Genomic DNA, 17,737 nt, shown 5'->3' with positions numbered 1-17,737 from the left:
TTGATAGTGTTGCGTATTATTTTATGGACACAAATACGTGAATTATAATTTTCAAATGAGCGTAGTATGCCTGTTGAAACTAAATAACGTTTAATTGGATTTGCATTTTGTTTATACGTCTGCTATTCTAAAGATACAATTTAAAACAGCTATCAAGAGTAGGCGAGTGATACAGCACGATAACCCTACACCAACCGGTCAAATATGGTAACATATTTCAGCACGGTGGTCCATCTGTACAGATAGTCGTCACGTTAGCGCGTACCGACTAATCGTTGGGACGCGCTTTTTATTTGCGACCAGTAGCTTTTTATTTTGAATTTTTAAGGAGGTCATGTTTCACATGACAAAGTATTTTACATCAGAATCAGTTTCCGCAGGGCACCCTGACAAAATAGCCGATCAAATTGCCGACGCTATTTTAGATGCAGTGCTTGAACAAGATCCACATGCCCGTTCGGCAGTTGAGGTCACAACGTCTACAGGGGATGTATCAATCTTCGGTGAATTATCAACCTCAGCCTACGTCAATGTACGTCAAATTGCAACGGACACGATTCGTGAGATTGGCTATAACAAAGCTGAACTCGGTTTCACAGCGGACTCTGTTAATGTTTCCAATAAAATTGTTGAACAATCAGATGATATTTCCCAAGCAGTTGATAATGCTGATGATGATCCTGAACAATTAGGCGCAGGTGATCAAGGCATGGTTTTCGGATATGCTACAAATGAAACTGAAAGCTATATTCCTTTGACATTAGCTTTGTCACATCGTTTGATGCGTAAAATTCGCGATGTACGTGAAGCAGAAACAGTTTCTTATTTACGTCCGGATGCTAAAGCTGAAGTGAGCGTTGAGTTGGATGATAATGACCAAATTACGCGTATTGCAGCAGTTGTTTTGTCAACGCAGCATGACGAAGAGGTCACGCTTAATCAATTGCGTGATGATGTCCGAAAATTGGTCATTGATAAAGTACTGCCACAAGATTTAGTTGATGAGAACACAATTTATTATATTAATCCTTCAGGACGTTTTGTATTAGGCGGACCACAGGCTGATTCTGGCTTAACTGGCAGAAAGATAATTGTTGATACATACGGTGGTGCTGCCCATCACGGAGGTGGTGCATTTTCAGGTAAGGATGCAACCAAAGTTGATCGTTCAGCTGCGTATTTTGCCCGATATGTGGCAAAAAACCTAGTAGCTGCTGGGGTAGCTGATAAATTAGAATTGCAAGTTGCATACGCTATTGGTGTTGCGCAGCCAGTATCATTAAACATTGAAACTTTTGGTACAGCAAAAATCGCCGAAGAAAAAATTCGTGACATAACGGCACAGTTATTTGATTTTCGACCATTAGCAATTATTAACCATTTAAACTTACGTCGCCCAATATATAAGCAGACAGCTGCATTTGGCCATTTTGGTCGAACAGATATTGATTTACCATGGGAAGCTTTGGACAAAGTTGCTGATATTCAGGCACTGTTATAAATTTTAAAATGATGTGTATGTTAAAATATAAGGTATGGTAAAAAAGCAAGCAACAATACAACTTTTAATGTTTGGCATGGCAATAGGCGAAAGTATGACGCAATTGTCCAACAGCCAACAAGATGAGCTATTAAAAGATCCAGTTCAATTTGATGGTGCATTAAGCTGGGGAGCGCAAACAAGCTTGTCATTAACAACAATTGCTAGTTTGTCACGTGGTTATCAATTAACTGATGTGATGAATCATTTGCAAAGTTGGTATAAGAGACGCCAGTTTGTACCGGAAAATACCTTACAACGCGTTGATGAAATTACTAAACAAGCAATGGACAACTATACTAAAAACAGAGATACTTTAGCCTCTGGTATCCTTGAAGATACGGCGGATAGTGAAAATATATTGGTCCGAATGTTACCGGTGGCACTTTATTTGCATCATGAATATGGCGTATCATTTATTAATGATGAAACGGCCATGTTGACGTTACATCGTATTGCTGGTTTGACACACAATGATGAGGGCGCGCTAGTTAGTGTGGGCATGCTTAGCCTTATTATTAGTCAAATACTAGATGGACAAGCCATTCGAGATGCTGTAGAAAATGGTTTGGCTTTTGGTTTTGAATACTATTCGCGGCATAAGGTGTTTGAATCTGAATTAGGTGCATTTGAAGAACTAAATTTACCAGATTTTGCTAATATTCCTGTTAATCACATTAAGTTAGATGGTCGTAGTGCAAGTACTTTAGAAGCCATTATTTGGTCACTACTCAACAGCAATAGTTACACGCAAGCCATGCAGCACGCTTTTTTACATGGTCACGCTAATAGCATTATACCCACTGCAGTGAGTGCGATTGCAGCCATTGTTTATGGGGATGAATTCATTTTACAAGCTAGTCAGCATTTGATTTCTCGAAAATTAATTGTGAATGTCACGCATCAAGCAGAGCGACTAGGCAGATTTAATTGAAAAAAAGTTCAGCCCTCAGTTAATAACTGAAGGCTGAACTTTTTTTGAATAAATGGCTAATTTAACCTAAGAAGTGTCTAAGTTGTGCCATACGATTGATTAAAGCGGTAATAGCAACTGGTGCACCATCTTTGATTTGTACCACTTGTAAGGCAATCTCAGCGTGCTGTTGTTCTTCACGGCTGTGAGGGCCAATTTCAAGATTGAAAATAGCCTTGAGTGTCATAATGTCTTGTTCAACTTCTGCCCAGGCAGGGTTTTGCGTTTTGAGAATCTCCAAGGCGTCTAAGTCAACATAGCCAGCTAGTTCACGGAAATCCTTTTTCATGCTAGGATAGTTACGCACAAAAACTGATAAGTGATCCGCTTTTAAATTGGCTAATGCACGACCAAAACCAATAAATTCAGGTGGGATACCAATTGAATAAAATGAGCCTGTAAAGTTAATAGCACGCGGTAGCTCAATGCCATCAACTGATCGTGAATAACCTAGTACCCCGACGTGTTGACGACGGTCACGGCGCTTAGGGAACGCTTTAAAAATAGGCTGCATATCAGGAATGAGTTGATCCAGTGTATTGGCATAAAATCTAGCAGATTCCTCAGCTACTTCTGCTAAAATCTTTTGATCATCGGCAGAAATTTTTAATGGTTCCGCATTTGGTAATTGTTCTTTTAGCTCTGTGATAGCCTGTTGTACATCATCCAACGGGAAGTCATAACGGAAAGCAGATTGCACAGTTGCGGTGCGCACACCAGGAAATTCTGTGATGTAACGAGCGATACGATGTGGTGATAAGCCACCACGGAAGATCGCAGAACCTGTACCAGATATGGGGTAGATGTCGATGTTTTCTTCTTTTGCAAATTCATGTAATCTTGCAATGGCTAATTTATTACCAGTGATTGAACTCATAAATCCAGCAGTTAACGCTGAGTCAGATCCCGCCAAGAAGACACGAAGGTATTTTGGTCGAAAACCAAAGTGTTCTTCATGTAGCTTGAGGTATTCTTTCAGAATTTCTGGTGCGTGTAATTGGGTATTAAAGTCTTCAAATAACGGAATCATTTCGATATAAGGCGTATTTTTGTCGGTTTTGGTAAATTCAACTGATTTGAAGTTTGCCAGCTTCTCAAACAATACTTGCATTTCAATCAATTGATCTGCGCGTTGTGCCATTGGCAGGATAGCTTCAAACAAAGGGCGTTGATCAAATCCAAGATCATGGGCAAAGTCCTCTGAACTTAAAATAGCAGTCATTGCCTGCATTAAACTATAACCTTTTTCTTCCCAAATATTTGGGAAACGGAAAGTTAGGAATTTATCACGGCCAATTTGATTCGTTTTAAAGTAGTCATACTCGGTACTAAATAGGCGGTCGATGACGGCAGCATCAGCATGCTTACCTTCCCAATCCCACATATACTCATCAACGTTTAATTCACTAAAATTTTCAAAAGCCTCATTCATCTCGCGGTAAGCACTGATAAATGGTTGTTGCGAGGCGTCCCAAAATGGTGCATTAGCATTATCGGGATGTTGCGTACCCATAATAGTAGGAAATTTTCGTTGTGTCATGACAGCTCCTTTGTTTTATACTTATACTATTTTAGCATACTGATAAGTGTTTAAAAATGGAAATTTTAATTTTTATATCAAAAAGTATTTAAAAATCGAGATAATGTTCGGAATTATTGATTTTTATTAACCTATAATATTGTGAAAAGCATTAAAAAAACCAAGCAATATATATTATATTGCTTGGCAATCCTATTTAAATCATAATTAACATAGGTAAAACCATTGGTTTACGGGCGGTTTCTTTATATAAGAATCTAGAAAGATCATCAATAACTGCTTGACGAATATCTGCTTCGCTGACATTCGCGTTGTTCATAACACGACGCATTGTCGCAAAAATAACACGTCGGCCTTCATTAATTAAATCACCAGATTCACGCATGTAAACGAATCCGCGCGATAAAATATCCGGGCCAGATAAAATTTCTTTTTCTTTTAAATCAATTGTTGCAGTAACGACAACTAAGCCATCTTGAGACAACTTTTGGCGATCGTGTAATACAACTGAACCAATATCTCCGATACCTGAGCCATCAATGTAAGTATCATCGCCGGGGAAATGACCAGCAATACGTGCATTTTCACCATCCAACGCTAAAACATCACCATTCTCTAAAATAAACGTGTGATCTTTTGGTACATCAAGTTCTTGTGCCAATGATGCGTGAACTTTAAGCATACGATATTCACCATGTACTGGCATGAAGAATTTTGGCTTCATTAATGCGATCATCAATTTTTCTTCTTCTTGACCACCGTGCCCAGAAGTATGGATGTTATTGACTTTACCATAGATAACATTGGCGCCGCCTTCTTCTAATTTGTTAATAACCTGATTGACCGAGGCCGTGTTACCAGGAATTGGTGAGGAAGAAAAAATAACATTATCTTTTGGCTTTAATCGAATTTGTTTATGTGTACCCTCAGCAATACGTGCCAAAGCGGCCATTGGTTCACCTTGAGAGCCAGTTGACAAAATTAATAGTTCATCGTCTGGAATATGTTTGATTTCTGATTGTTCAAGAAGCATATTATCTGGGATGTTCAAGTAACCAAGCGCGCGACCATTAGTTACGGCTGACTCCATTGAACGGCCAAATACAGCTATTTTGCGACCATGAGCGATAGCTGCGTCAGTTGCCATACGGACACGATTCATGTTAGAAGCAAATGTTGCAAAAATAATACGACCATGCTCAAGTTTGTCAAAAATACGATTGACTGATTTAGCGACCCAAGCTTCAGATTTTGTCCATTCAGGTCGTTCAGCGTTGGTTGAGTCACTCATCATAAGTAAGACACCATTTTCGCCGATACGTGCCATTGACCATAAGTTGGGTGGCTGTTTTGTCGTAGGCGTCAGGTCAAATTTGAAATCACCAGTCTCAACAATGGTACCAACAGGTGTATGAATAGCGACACCGAATACGTCGGGAATTGAATGTGTCGTACGGAAAAATTCAACGCTTAGCTTGTCAAATTCTAGAATCGAGCCATCTGTAATTTCGTGCAATTCAACACGATTAAGCATTTGCTTTTCTTCAAGCTTATTTTTGATTAAAGCCATAGCTAAAGGACCAGCATAAACTGGGACGTTAACTGATTGTAAAAAGTAGGAGATAGCACCGATGTGGTCTTCGTGTCCGTGAGTAATAACCAGTGCTTTGACGCGATCAATGTTGTCGACTAAATAAGTATAGTCAGGAATAACATAATCAATACCGAGTAAATCATCTTCCGGGAACTTAATACCCGCGTCGACAACAATGATTTCATTTTGATACTCAATACCGTAAGTGTTCTTACCGATCTCGCCTAATCCACCTAGCGCATATACTGCGACTTCATTAGGTTTAATATCTACAGAATATGTCATAATTAGAATGTTGTAATGGCGAAGCTAGGATTGGCTTTTTCGTAAGTTAAGGCCTTATCCGATAATTCTTCGATTGCTTCCACATTGTACGTTGTGTTTTCTTCAATAATTTCCCGTGCTTGTGGCAAACTTTCTGCCGTCAAATAGAGTGAAACAGTGGTTTCACGCTTGGGGTTGCGTTCTGGGTGTTCTTGGTAATAAACTTTGTAAATCATAATGCCTCCAAAATATAGTAGTTTAATTTAATTTTTCACGAACGAAAACCTATATAATAGTGTACCACATAGCATATACAAACGGGGGAATTGTCAAAATTATTGCTTGATTATTAGGCATATTATTGTTAAATTTATAGAAAGGAATAATAAAATGACTGTTCAATCAATCGCCGTGTTTATGGGCGCACAATTTGGTAATGATCCAAAATATACTGAAACAGCTGAAAAACTCGGCCGAGTAATTGCACAAAAAAATATAAAACTTGTTTATGGCGGTGGTCGGGATGGCTTAATGGGTGCGACCGCACTGAGTACAATGGCTAATGGTGGTGAAGTTGTCGGTATAACCCCTGATAATTTAGCTGAAGATGCGATTTCGCCAGATCAAGTGACGAGATTAATTGAAGTGAGTAACATGTCAGAACGTAAGGATTTGATGATGCGGTATGCTGATGCTTTTATTGTACTACCTGGTGGTTTTGGCACATTAGAAGAGTTAGCACAAGTTTTGAGCTGGGCTAAAATAGGGTTACATGATAAACCACTTATCTTGTTAAATATCAATGGTTTTTACGATCACTTATGGGCCTGGTTAAAAGAAACTGTGACTAGTGGTTTTGTGGCAGAACATGAGTTACGGCATGTTCAGATTGTTAATAATATCGATGAAATGGTCAACTATATTGCGCAGTTCGATACCGCGAGTCGTGACACACATGGTCACTAATGGTTATTTGTTAAACAGGAGGGGAAAATGTCGGATTCTGATTTAATGGCTGAATTCATTAGTGTCTATATGTCATCACTTAAAAAATTAGAAAAGCTGATTTCACAACCAACCAGTGACTTTGGCATATCATTTGAGCAGTGGCTGATTATGACATCCGTGGTTAAAAGTGGTCATGAGTCACCGTTAACGATGACTAAAATTGCTACTGACCGTGGGGTGACAAAGGGGGCAATCGCACGGCAACTTAAGCCGTTGTTTGAACGTAGGTACCTTAATCAAGTGCCAGATGAACAAGATCGTCGCCGGACTTTATTGCTCTTGACGCCTGAAGGGCAACGTGTTGAAGCAATTATCACGAGTCGTGTGAACGGACGCTTTTCTGGCTGGCTTGATATTTATGGCTTCGCTGAGGGACAAAATTTATTAAAAACCTTACATCGGTTAGATACATTGATTGTACAACCGGAATTAAATAAGGAGAAACATTGAGATATCAACAGTTTTGTGGTAAAATTTAATCTTGTGTGAAGACTGCAAAATTGGCAGTCTTCTGGTATAATAAACTATATTTAATAAAAGAGGATATTAATCATGGCAATTGGCATGAATGATTTAAAAAATGGTTTGACAATTGAGTACACTAACTCATTATGGCGTGTTTTGGACTTCCAACATGTTAAGCCTGGAAAGGGCGGTGCGTTTGTTCGCTCAAAGTTAAAGAATTTGCGTACTGGTGCAGTCAACGAAGTAACCTTCCGTCCCGGTGACAAGTTTGAACAAGCGGACATTACAACACGTCCAATGTCTTATTTGTATGCTGAAAACGATGGCCGTGTCTTTATGGACGTTGAAACATACGAACAGGTGAACTTACCTGATGATAAGATTGCTTCAGCCTTAAAGTTTTTGCTTGAAGGTATGGAAGTTAGGATTACAATGTATGGCAACGAAATTTTAGGTGCTGAATTACCGTCAACAGTACCTTTGAAGATTACTGAAACGCAACCTGGTATTAAAGGTGCAACTGCAACTGGATCAGGTAAGCCAGCAATTGTGGAAACAGGCGCTACGATCACAGTACCTGACTTTATTAATGAAGGTGAAACAATTATCATTAATACAGAAGATGGTTCATATAAGGGTCGTGCTTAATAATAAAGTGTGTCCTTTACAAACGTTAAGTGACTGAATGATACATGACATGTGTTTGGTAAATAAGGGAGCACGTTTCAAAAAGTTCCCCAGTGGAACTTTTTATTTTAAAAAAATATTTTCGAGGATTAAATAATGGCCAGAGAAATTAAGCGTAATAAGCAGACTACGAAAAACATCATTTTGGCAACTGAAAATTCAGTTGTTGGTGGGACAACGCAAGTAACGCCTGAAGTCATTGAAGTGGTTGCACAAATTGCGACCCAAGAGGTGCATGGTGTGTATTCAATGCGTGGGACATTGTCAGATCGTTTTACAAGTGCTTTTGGGTCAAACGCACGTGGGAAAGGTGTTGAACTGTCACATACTGAGGCAGGTTTGGCAATTGATGCCTATGTCTTTTTACAGTATGGCGTTGTTGTGCCTAAGGTCGCACTTGAAATTCAACATGCAATTCAATCTCAGATTTCATCAATGACAGATTTACAAGTTGCGCAAATAAATGTTCATGTTACCGGCATAGTCCCAGAAAAAGTTGCCAGTAACATTGATCCTAATAATTTATTTGGTGACTCAAACACAACTGAGGTGGTTAATTAATGTCTAATTTGACACGGCACGAATCACGCCAAGCAGCTTTTCAAGTTTTGTTTGCGTTAGAAAAAGACCCACAAAGTAATAACATTGATAAACTTTATGACATTGTTTTGGAAGGTAAAGATTATGATGATTATTTACCACGATTAGTTAATGGTATTTTGGGTACAAAAGCCGAATTAGATGAGCAGATTGCTGCTCATTTAGCGGATGGTTGGGCTATTAATCGCATTAATAAAGCTGATCTTATTATTTTACGATTGGCAATATATGAATTGTTGAATAATTTGGTGCCTTATAAAGTCTCAATTGATGAAGCCTTGATATTAACTAAAACATTTTCGGATGAAGAAAGTCGTAAGTTTGTTAATGGTGTGTTGAAGAACTTTACGCCAAGTGCAACACCGAAAGTTGAATAAGTCATGATAAGTCGCGTGGCGGCTTTTTTTCTTAATAATAGTCAAAAATGACATGTTTATTTTACAATAAGACATGTCAAATTCGTTATTTTGAGCCCTTAGTACCTAAAAAATGGAGGAACGGTGCGGAGGATTATTTGCAAAACGCTGTGTCAGGCATAATATTTTAGTTTTTATGACACATCGAGGCATGAGATTCTCTGTACATTTTAAAATATGGCAATTTATGATTTAACAAAAACACCGGCAGATAGTTATGATACGCATACGCATTTAAATGACGATAAATTATTTCATGACGTACCGGCATACATTGGTCGTGCGCATGAATTTCGTGTGATGGAAATGAATATTGTTGGCTATGATGCACAAGGCAATGAACGCGCATTAGAAATTGCACAAGCAAATGATAATATTTATGCAGTATTGGGTTTTCAACCAGAAGACACAGAAGACTTTGATGCCACTGCTGCTGAAAAACTTGAAAAGCAATTACAACAAAATAAAGTTGTTGGTGTTGGGGAAACAGGCTTGGATTATTATTGGGAAACCACGCCGCATGATGTGCAAAAAAAGGCTTTTCAAACACATTTAATGTTAGCAAAAAAATATGATTTACCGGTTATAATTCATAACCGTGATGCATTTGAAGATGTCTATGCCATGTTGAAAGATAGTGGTGTCACTAAAGGTGTCATGCACAGCTTTTCTGGCACGCCAGAACAAGCGCTGGCGTTCGTTGATTTAGGCATGCATATCTCATTTAGTGGGGTTGTGACGTTTAAAAAAGCAGCGGATGTCCGCGAAGCGGCCAAGGTTGTACCATTGAATCGTTTATTAGTTGAAACAGATGCACCTTATTTGGCGCCAACACCATTTAGAGGAAAAGATAATGAACCAGCGTTGGTGAAATATATCGTGGATTCATTAGCGGATACACTTAATATGACACCAAAAGAAATGGCAGATGCCACGCGTCAAAACGCACATCGTCTTTTTTTAAATCATGATTGATCGGCCACACATTAATGAAATGATTGTTGTTGAAGGAAAATCCGACACACAAAACTTAGCCCGTGCAGTGATTGCCGACACGATCGAGACTGGCGGTAGTGCCATTAATGAAGATGCTGTCGCAAGGGCGCAGTATGCGGCAAAAACGCGTGGCGTGATTATCTTAACGGATCCTGATTTTAATGGTCAGCGTATTCGACAAATTATGACCACGGCTGTGCCTTCGGCCAAACAGGCCTATATTACACAAAATGAGGGTCGCGCGCATAAAGATAATAGACATAAATCACTTGGCGTCGAACATGCAGAACCTGAAATGTTATGTCAGGCATTATCGCGTGTGATGACCCCGAAAATTGATGTGACAACGGATGTTGATCAACAATTTTTACTACGAAATGGTTTGTTAAGTGGTTTAAATGCACGTAAACACCGTGAAATAGTTGGCGAAGCGTTACATATTGGCTACACAAATGGGAAACAATTGCTGAAACGCGTGCAACAATTTGGTATAACACAGGCACAAATTTTGACAGTATTGAAAGGTAAGTGACTACATGGCAGAAATAATTGATATTGCAGATCCAATGCGAACACAGGCAATTCTAAATACCTATGGCTTGCATGCTAAGAAGAAGTTTGGTCAAAACTTTTTAACAGACTTAGATGTGTTACATGGCATTGTTGATGTTGCAGAAATAACTGATGAAGATTATGTGATTGAAATTGGACCAGGTATCGGGTCGTTGACAGAACAATTAGCACGTGCAGCAAAAAAAGTCTTAGCTATTGAGATTGATACACAGATGGTGAGAGTCTTAGGAGAAACACTGCAAAATTATGATAATGTCAAGGTAATCGCCGGAGATATATTAGCGTTAGATTTAGCTCGAATCATTGCCGATGAATTTGGTGAAAGTGCTCATGTAAAAGTGGTTGCTAATTTACCGTATTATATAACGACACCAATTTTAATGCAGTTACTACGGACTAATATTACGTGGGATAATATTGTCGTTATGATGCAACGCGAAGTCGCGGAACGATTGAATGCTGATGTCGGTACAAAAGCATATGGCGTACTGACTTTAACAATTCAATATTTTGCCAATGCAAAATTGGCGATAGAAGTGCCGGCCACAGCATTTAATCCCGCACCAAAAGTTGAGTCAGCAGTAGTCAAGTTGACACCATTAACGTCAGAAATAGTTGTTGATCAACCGGAACGATTATTTGGTGTTATAAAGGGCAGCTTTTCGCATCGACGCAAGAGTCTTTGGAACAACATGTTGCAAACTTATGGCAAAGATATGGTGGTTAAGGAAAAAATAACAGCAGCCTTAGAACGTGCCCATGTTGACCCGTCAATACGAGCAGAGCGCTTAGATTTGACACAATTAACAACGCTATATTTATCTTTGCGTGAACAAGGCCTCACACAATAAATGTATATTTTTTCATTTTTTGAGCTGAGTATACAGTGAAATTTGCAAATAAAGCTTATTTGTGTTATAATTAAGTAAGTTTTTCACGAAAGGTGGTATAAAATGCCAAGTAGTTTGCAAGACATTAAAATTAAACTCGACGCTCATGTTGGGGAAGCTGTCACTGTGGTGGCACAAGCTGGTCGCAAAAAAATTACAGAACGAACTGGTGTACTACGTTCAACCTTTCCTTCTTTGTTTGTTGTTGAACTAGATGAAGATGCTAATTTTGAACGCGCGTCATACAGTTATACTGACATTTTAACGAATAATATTGATATTACTTTTGCTGAATAAATAACTTGCCCATTTGGGCTTTTTTTGTAGTTGTGAGATAATTTTAGTTATGAACAAACAAGTTTTTTATGCGATTCTAACAATCGCCCTTATACCAATTGGTTTATTTTTAATTGTTATGAAAATGACAGTTGCACCACAGCCAATGCATCATGCACCTGTTCAAATTGTGACAGATAATGTGGCATATCAGCAAATTGCTCAGGCGGTTGCTGACACTAGTGGGCAGGTGTCGCTGCTATCTGGCGGGTTAACCTATAAAAATGAAAAATCTGTTTTCAGGGACGCGGAAGTTCTCGTGACTGATAGTCATCAAAATCAGTTGTTAACGCAACGACGCCAGTTAAAGTTACATTCTAAGATATTGGTGGCCAGCGATGTTGTTAAAAATCAAGAGAATACAAATTATTGGCTCAGTCCAGAAATTACCTTGAAGACAATTACCAGATTGTCTGATTTGTTGAGCGATTTAGACCCAAGTAATCGTAATCATTACATCAGCAACAGTCAAAAATTAACAGATCAAACGCAAGCATTATCTGATGGCATCGATGCCTTAAAACAAGAAAAAAATGTGCATTATGTTGCGACAAATAATGCACAACAATTATTTATGACACAATTAAGTTATACATCTGAAATGACCAATGTTGAGTCAGCGTCAAATGAAGATTTTGATAAGCTTACGAAAAAAATACGTAACAAACGTGTGCGTTTTTTGTTAACTGCGAGTCAAGATCAGTCTGACCGAGATCGACAGTTGGTGGCATTAGCAAAAAATGCTAATGTACCAGTAATTACGTTTAATCAAGTATTACCGGCAGGTCAAAAAGTATGGCAGTGGCAATTGACCTTTGTTGAACAGCTGCAAGCGGTTTTTAAACCAGTAGGAAGTGATAAATGATGGGCATAATTCAAACCAAAGACTTTGGTATTCGTTACGGTGAAAAAATTGTATTGTCACATGCTAATATTGACGTGCCGGCGGGCCGTTTTTTTGCTGTATTAGGTGAAAACGGTGCGGGAAAGACAAGCTTTGTTAAATCAATTATCGGAGAAAATCAGCAAACCGAAGGCGATCTGCAATTAAATGCAACGCGTGTTGGCTTTGTGCCACAATTTCGTGATATAACACGAGATTATCCGTTAAATATAGCTGAATTTGTGGCTTTAAATTATAATAAAGGTTGGCGCTTGTGGTTGAATACGCAAGAAAAAATGGCTGTACAGTCGGCACTAGAGTTAATGGATTTGTCAGATATGCGTGACAAACGTCTAGGCTTAGCATCTGGTGGTCAAAAACAACGCGCATTTGTGGCACAAGCACTTGTTCAAAAACCAGATTTGTTAATATTAGATGAATCTACTGCCAGTTTAGATCATGAACACAAAGTGCAGCTGTTGCAAGCTGTCAAGCAATTACAAAAACAACAGCAGTTAACCGTGTTGTTTATTACGCATGAATTAGAATTAGTGTCACAGTTTGCTGATGGCTATTTGTTTTTTGAAAAAGGACATGTAACCCAAGGTACAGTTGATGAATTGCAATCGTTAACAATGAAAATGACGCATAGACATGCGTTAGATGAGGTTCGTCATGTTTAGTTATGATTTTATGCAAAATGCTTTTATAGCAGGGACGATTGTTAGTATTGTTGCTGGTATCGTTGGCACGTTTGTTGTCGCACGCAATTATGCATTTTTGACCCATTCTTTAAGTGAAATTGGCTTTGCTGGTGCGGCTTTTGGCCTATTTGCTGGTTGGCCTGCATTATTAGGCATGATGTTTGCAACAAGTGGGGCATCATTAGCCATTGGTGCATTAGAATCAGGTAACACAAAACGTGATAATGTGACCAGCGCCATCTCGGCATTAGCTATTGGACTGGGTATTTTATTTTTAGCGCTGGGGCACACAAGCACAACAGCGGCCACGGGCATTTTATTTGGATCGGTATTAGGCATCAGCCGACAAAATTTATGGTTGTTAATCGTGTTGGCAATCGTTGTTATTGTGACTTTACTGATTAACTATCGCTCATTACGACAGTTAGCATTTGATGAAGTGGGCATGTTCCTACAAAGTCGGCGTCAAAAATCAGTGAGATATATCTTTTTGGTCATGATTGCTTTATCAGTAAGTATCTCATCACAACTTGTTGGGTCGTTGTTAATCTTTGTATTAGTAACATTGCCTGCGGCGAGTGCTAAATATTATTTAACCTCTACTACAAAATTAATGGGGTTAGCAGTTGTATTTGCCTTATTTGGTACATGGTCTGGCTTATCACTGGCTTATCTTACCAATTTACCAGCTAGTTTCTTTATTGCAATTATTGAAGTTTTAATTTATTTACTGTCGGTTTGGCAATTTCAAAAAAACGCTTAAATTCCGAACGTTAATGATTTAAAAGTGTTATAATTATTGTTAAATATTAATATTAAAAAAGGAGAATACGTGCTAATCTATTGCTAGTACGTTTACACATCATGAAAACACGTCGTTCTGATCGTCTTGTTGATATGGCGCGCTACATGCTTGAGCGCCCGCGCAAACTTATTTCTTTGTCTTACTTTGCTAAAAGATATGACTCTGCCAAATCTTCTATTTCCGAGGATTTATCTATTTTAAAAAGGACATTTCAAGAGCGCGGCACAGGGTTATTAGAAACTGTTCCCGGCGCTGCTGGTGGTGCACGATTCGTGCCGTTCATGGCTGAGGATGAAGCAAAAAACTTCATTGAAGAAATACGCCAAGATGTCAATGATGAAACACGTGTGTTACCTGGCGGATACGTCTATTTGTCTGATTTGTTAGGTCGGCCAGATATTTTACGCCAAGCGGGTCGTTTGATTGCAACACAATATTTACGTGATAATATTGATGCTGTCATGACAGCAGCTACAAAGGGTGTCCCATTAGCACAAGCAGTTGCTGAACAACTAAATGTCCCTTTTGTCATCGTACGTGACGATGCAAAAGTAACTGAAGGGCCAACAGTGTCTGTGAATTATTTGACAGGTTCTTCAAAACGTGTTGAAAAAATGGAATTATCCCGTCGTTCATTGCGTACAGGTTCACGTGTATTAATAGTCGATGACTTTATGAAAGCCGGTGGCACAATTCAAGGCATGCAAACATTGGTCAGTGAATTTGATGGGACAGTTGTTGGTACCGCTGTATTTGCTGAAGGCAGATCAGCAACACGTCTTCTTGACCGATTTACATCGCTCTTACATGTCGATACAAATCTTAAAAATGGGGATCCAATTCTAGTAACTGCTGGTAATTACGCAAAAGAAATTTATAAACGTGAGGCATAAGTATTTATGATTGATGAAGTAAACGTCCTAGTATTGGCTGCTGGTAATGGTTCGCGTATGAAGTCAAAAGCACCAAAAGTGTTGCATAATGTTGCTGGTCAAATGATGATTGATTGGGTGCTTGATGCGGTTGAACCGCTTTCAAAAAATAAACCTATTACTGTTATCGGTGTTGGCGCTGAGCGTGTTCAAGAACATGTTGGGACACGTAGTGAGTTTGTTTTGCAGGCTGAACAGCTTGGGACAGGTCATGCTGTTCAGCAGGCACAGCCAAAAATTGGGGCAAGTACTGGCGTGACACTTATCATGTCAGGTGATACACCGATGTTTCGTTCGGAAACGCTATCTGAATTTATTGATGAGCATAATAGGTCAAATAATACCGTAACTGTTTTGACGGCTATTGCTGACGATCCAACTGGTTATGGTCGCATTGTGCGAGCTGATGATGACACCGTAATAAAGATAGTGGAACAAAAGGATGCCAGCGTTACCGAACGTCGTATTCGAGAAATCAATACGGGTGTCTATATTTTTGACAATCAATTATTATTTGAGTCATTAGCACAGGTGCAAAATAATAATGCGCAAGGTGAATATTATTTGCCAGATACGTTAGACATTTTACGACAAACAGGTCATCAAATTGGCGCATATACGTTACAAAACTTCACAGAATCTCAGGGTGTCAATGATCGTGTGGCATTGTCTGTGGCAAACCGTGTGATGCATGAACGCATTAATCACCAATTGATGGTTGCTGGGGTTGAGTTATTAGACCCAGCTAGTACATTTGTTGATGCAACAGTGGTTATTGGTCAAGACACCTTGATTGAAGGTGGTGTGACCATTCTGGGACAGACAGTTATTGGAAAAGATAACGTGATAACCCAAGGGTCGCGTATTTCTGATAGCCTAATCGGTGATGATAATGTGATTACTTCATCACACCTAGAAGGCGCTATTTTAGCCAATGGCATCACTATTGGTCCATATGCACACTTGCGGCCACAAGCAAACTTGGGTGACAATGTGCATGTTGGAAATTTTGTTGAGGTCAAACAAGCCACGTTAGCCGCTAATACGAAAGCGGGGCATTTGACATATATAGGAAATGCAACGATTGGTGAAGACGTTAATATTGGTGCGGGTACAATTTTTGTTAACTATGATGGCGCCAATAAATTTAGTACAATAGTTGGCGATCGTGCTTTTATTGGGTCGAATACAAAAATTGTCGCGCCAGTAACTATTGCTAGTGAAGCAATCACGGCAGCAGGTTCAACCATTACAAATGACGTACCGGGGCATGCTATGGCAATTGCTCGAGCACGTCAAGTTAATAAAGCAAATTTTTGGGATCATATGCCACATAAGTGATAATAAGATGTGGTTTACAGTCAACATAAAAAGCACATGTGATTGTGCTTTTTTCGTATAGTGACTTTAAATAACAATTGTGGCATGATCGCCAACTGTTGTGTAAAATAATATTGGCATAATTTAAAAGGATGAAGCAATGCAAATTACAGGCGAAAAAGCACTAGAGAATATTGCAGAAGATACTATTTACTACTATAAAGATAATATTTCAGATAGCGATCATATTGCATTGGATAATCTTTTTATGGCATTAGACAAACATATTAATGATGACACTTTTATACATATTGCTGGCGAAATTAATGGTGGGATAGATGAAGGTGGGACGACATTAACTTTAGAGACAAATGTTGTCAACCTGCCATTGCGGTATACAAACCAACTTAAAAAATTAATTTGGCCGGAGAAAGACGATAATGATGTCAACCTGTACATGATTGTTGAAAATGTCGATGTGAGTCAGTCAAACTTAAAAATTACTTTTGTCAGTTCAGTGACTGCTTATTTAGATGATAGTGCTAGTGTTAAAACAAAAATTTCGCAGTGGTTTGATGAGCAATTGGCTAATATTGTAGCTGCGCAAAGTGATATTGAAGAAACTAACGAATCAGACAATAAAACGAGCGATAATTAAAATTATCGTTCGTTTTATGCGTCGTATTCAATTTTACCTGTAACACGGGATTGTTGTTCACCGCTCAAATAGTTAAAGTCCAATATGTGTGGGGAGACGGTTGATTTAACACCATAGAGTTTACCTAAGTCATAGGTTTCAATGACGTACTCTGCCATCAGTTGTTTAGAATTAGCATGAGAATCTGGTACATAAATGTCAGCCAAATCAATATATTTGGGATTAGCAATTCGTATAATGTCGTGTTTTTCTAATTTTGTTAATTTTATCATATGTCCATTATAACAGGTTATGAGGCATGAATGATTGTCTGATATTTTAAAATAGCAACTTGTTTTTGACTATTACTTAGAAATTTGGTATACTAAATACATGCGATGAGTCGAAGCGCTTGAAAAATTAGCGCCGAACGTGGCCTGCTGTGTTAAATCACAAGTCTCGTATAGATGCAGGTGTTAATGGTGGTTGTGGAACCCCCTTTTCTCACTATGACTAACAGTGCTTGCACTGCAGTGACGCGACTTTATTACTGGTGTGACAACTAGTAGTCGCC

21 protein-coding genes are annotated in these 17,737 nt (G+C 38.8%); 17 read left to right on the top strand and 4 right to left on the bottom strand.

Translation table 11 applies throughout. The features are described 5' to 3' along the window. Positions 1 to 343: 343 nt before the first annotated feature. Together metK and AB3K24_RS07655 are read left to right on the top strand one after the other, a co-directional pair. On the top strand, positions 344 to 1,501 hold the full coding sequence (gene metK, locus AB3K24_RS07660; RefSeq protein WP_367974846.1) for a methionine adenosyltransferase: 1,158 nt from the start codon (positions 344 to 346) through the stop codon (positions 1,499 to 1,501). Positions 1,502 to 1,535: 34 nt separating this feature from the next. Further along, on the top strand, positions 1,536 to 2,474 hold the full coding sequence (locus AB3K24_RS07655; protein WP_367974844.1) for an ADP-ribosylglycohydrolase family protein: 939 nt from the start codon (positions 1,536 to 1,538) through the stop codon (positions 2,472 to 2,474). Between the two features lie 61 nt (positions 2,475 to 2,535). Here the strand turns inward: AB3K24_RS07655 and ppcA are convergent, their stop codons facing one another. The 3 genes from ppcA to AB3K24_RS07640 all read right to left on the bottom strand — a co-directional run bounded on the left by ppcA (position 2,536) and on the right by AB3K24_RS07640 (position 6,147). Further along, positions 2,536 to 4,053 carry a phosphoenolpyruvate carboxylase gene (ppcA, locus tag AB3K24_RS07650; RefSeq protein WP_367974842.1) on the bottom strand — a complete coding sequence of 506 codons (1,518 nt, stop codon included), beginning with the start codon at positions 4,051 to 4,053 and terminating at the stop codon, positions 2,536 to 2,538. A gap of 196 nt (positions 4,054 to 4,249) precedes the next feature. Beyond that, positions 4,250 to 5,932 carry a ribonuclease J1 gene (rnjA, locus tag AB3K24_RS07645; RefSeq protein ID WP_367974840.1) on the bottom strand — a complete coding sequence of 561 codons (1,683 nt, stop codon included), beginning with the start codon at positions 5,930 to 5,932 and terminating at the stop codon, positions 4,250 to 4,252. Positions 5,933 to 5,934: 2 nt separating this feature from the next. After that, positions 5,935 to 6,147 carry a DNA-dependent RNA polymerase subunit epsilon gene (locus tag AB3K24_RS07640; protein ID WP_367974838.1) on the bottom strand — a complete coding sequence of 71 codons (213 nt, stop codon included), beginning with the start codon at positions 6,145 to 6,147 and terminating at the stop codon, positions 5,935 to 5,937. Positions 6,148 to 6,301: 154 nt separating this feature from the next. Here AB3K24_RS07640 and AB3K24_RS07635 point away from each other — a divergent pair, with 154 nt between their 5' ends. From AB3K24_RS07635 to AB3K24_RS07565, 15 genes are all read left to right on the top strand, one after another. Then, complete coding sequence (locus AB3K24_RS07635) at positions 6,302 to 6,877, top strand: LOG family protein (protein ID WP_367974836.1); 576 nt, start codon at positions 6,302 to 6,304, stop codon at positions 6,875 to 6,877. 27 nt (positions 6,878 to 6,904) lie between these two features. Then, complete coding sequence (locus AB3K24_RS07630; protein ID WP_367974835.1) at positions 6,905 to 7,369, top strand: MarR family winged helix-turn-helix transcriptional regulator; 465 nt, start codon at positions 6,905 to 6,907, stop codon at positions 7,367 to 7,369. Positions 7,370 to 7,471: 102 nt separating this feature from the next. Next, positions 7,472 to 8,032, top strand: coding sequence for an elongation factor P (gene efp / locus AB3K24_RS07625; protein ID WP_367974833.1), 561 nt, complete (start codon positions 7,472 to 7,474; stop codon positions 8,030 to 8,032). Between the two features lie 135 nt (positions 8,033 to 8,167). Then, a complete protein-coding gene (locus AB3K24_RS07620; protein ID WP_367974831.1) occupies positions 8,168 to 8,632 on the top strand; it encodes an Asp23/Gls24 family envelope stress response protein in 465 nt (154 codons plus the stop codon). Beyond that, a complete protein-coding gene (gene nusB / locus AB3K24_RS07615; protein WP_367974830.1) occupies positions 8,632 to 9,048 on the top strand; it encodes a transcription antitermination factor NusB in 417 nt (138 codons plus the stop codon). The genes AB3K24_RS07620 and nusB overlap by 1 nt, the downstream gene beginning before the upstream one ends. 216 nt (positions 9,049 to 9,264) lie before the next feature. Next, positions 9,265 to 10,062: a TatD family hydrolase gene (locus AB3K24_RS07610; RefSeq protein WP_367974828.1), complete on the top strand. Its 798-nt coding sequence runs from the start codon at positions 9,265 to 9,267 to the stop codon at positions 10,060 to 10,062. Continuing rightward, the gene (rnmV, locus tag AB3K24_RS07605; RefSeq protein WP_367974826.1) at positions 10,055 to 10,615 is read left to right on the top strand and encodes a ribonuclease M5; all 561 of its coding nucleotides are present in this window, start codon (positions 10,055 to 10,057) and stop codon (positions 10,613 to 10,615) included. Before AB3K24_RS07610 ends, rnmV begins: the two co-directional genes overlap by 8 nt. 4 nt (positions 10,616 to 10,619) lie before the next feature. Next, positions 10,620 to 11,507, top strand: a complete 888-nt coding sequence (gene rsmA, locus AB3K24_RS07600; protein WP_367974824.1) for a 16S rRNA (adenine(1518)-N(6)/adenine(1519)-N(6))-dimethyltransferase RsmA — start codon at positions 10,620 to 10,622, stop codon at positions 11,505 to 11,507. 102 nt (positions 11,508 to 11,609) lie between these two features. After that, the gene (locus tag AB3K24_RS07595; RefSeq protein ID WP_367974822.1) at positions 11,610 to 11,843 is read left to right on the top strand and encodes a Veg family protein; all 234 of its coding nucleotides are present in this window, start codon (positions 11,610 to 11,612) and stop codon (positions 11,841 to 11,843) included. 49 nt (positions 11,844 to 11,892) lie between these two features. Beyond that, positions 11,893 to 12,747, top strand: a complete 855-nt coding sequence (locus tag AB3K24_RS07590; RefSeq protein ID WP_367974820.1) for a metal ABC transporter solute-binding protein, Zn/Mn family — start codon at positions 11,893 to 11,895, stop codon at positions 12,745 to 12,747. Further along, positions 12,744 to 13,448: a metal ABC transporter ATP-binding protein gene (locus AB3K24_RS07585; RefSeq protein ID WP_367974818.1), complete on the top strand. Its 705-nt coding sequence runs from the start codon at positions 12,744 to 12,746 to the stop codon at positions 13,446 to 13,448. The genes AB3K24_RS07590 and AB3K24_RS07585 overlap by 4 nt, the downstream gene beginning before the upstream one ends. Beyond that, positions 13,441 to 14,232 (top strand): metal ABC transporter permease, encoded by a 792-nt coding sequence (locus AB3K24_RS07580; protein WP_367974817.1) that lies wholly within the window; start codon positions 13,441 to 13,443, stop codon positions 14,230 to 14,232. Before AB3K24_RS07585 ends, AB3K24_RS07580 begins: the two co-directional genes overlap by 8 nt. Positions 14,233 to 14,333: 101 nt before the next feature. Next, on the top strand, positions 14,334 to 15,167 hold the full coding sequence (purR, locus tag AB3K24_RS07575; RefSeq protein ID WP_367974816.1) for a pur operon repressor: 834 nt from the start codon (positions 14,334 to 14,336) through the stop codon (positions 15,165 to 15,167). Positions 15,168 to 15,173: 6 nt separating this feature from the next. Then, complete coding sequence (gene glmU, locus AB3K24_RS07570; protein ID WP_367974814.1) at positions 15,174 to 16,547, top strand: bifunctional UDP-N-acetylglucosamine diphosphorylase/glucosamine-1-phosphate N-acetyltransferase GlmU; 1,374 nt, start codon at positions 15,174 to 15,176, stop codon at positions 16,545 to 16,547. Positions 16,548 to 16,686: 139 nt separating this feature from the next. Then, positions 16,687 to 17,184, top strand: coding sequence for a hypothetical protein (locus AB3K24_RS07565; RefSeq protein ID WP_367974812.1), 498 nt, complete (start codon positions 16,687 to 16,689; stop codon positions 17,182 to 17,184). A gap of 14 nt (positions 17,185 to 17,198) precedes the next feature. On the opposite strand, the gene AB3K24_RS07560 is transcribed toward AB3K24_RS07565, so the two are convergent. Then, a complete protein-coding gene (locus tag AB3K24_RS07560; RefSeq protein ID WP_367974811.1) occupies positions 17,199 to 17,456 on the bottom strand; it encodes a hypothetical protein in 258 nt (85 codons plus the stop codon). Positions 17,457 to 17,737 lie beyond the last annotated feature (281 nt).

This window comes from Leuconostoc aquikimchii, assembly GCF_040838325.1.
Lineage (GTDB): Bacteria > Bacillota > Bacilli > Lactobacillales > Lactobacillaceae > Leuconostoc > Leuconostoc aquikimchii.
This window is presented reverse-complemented; position numbering and strand designations above follow the sequence as displayed.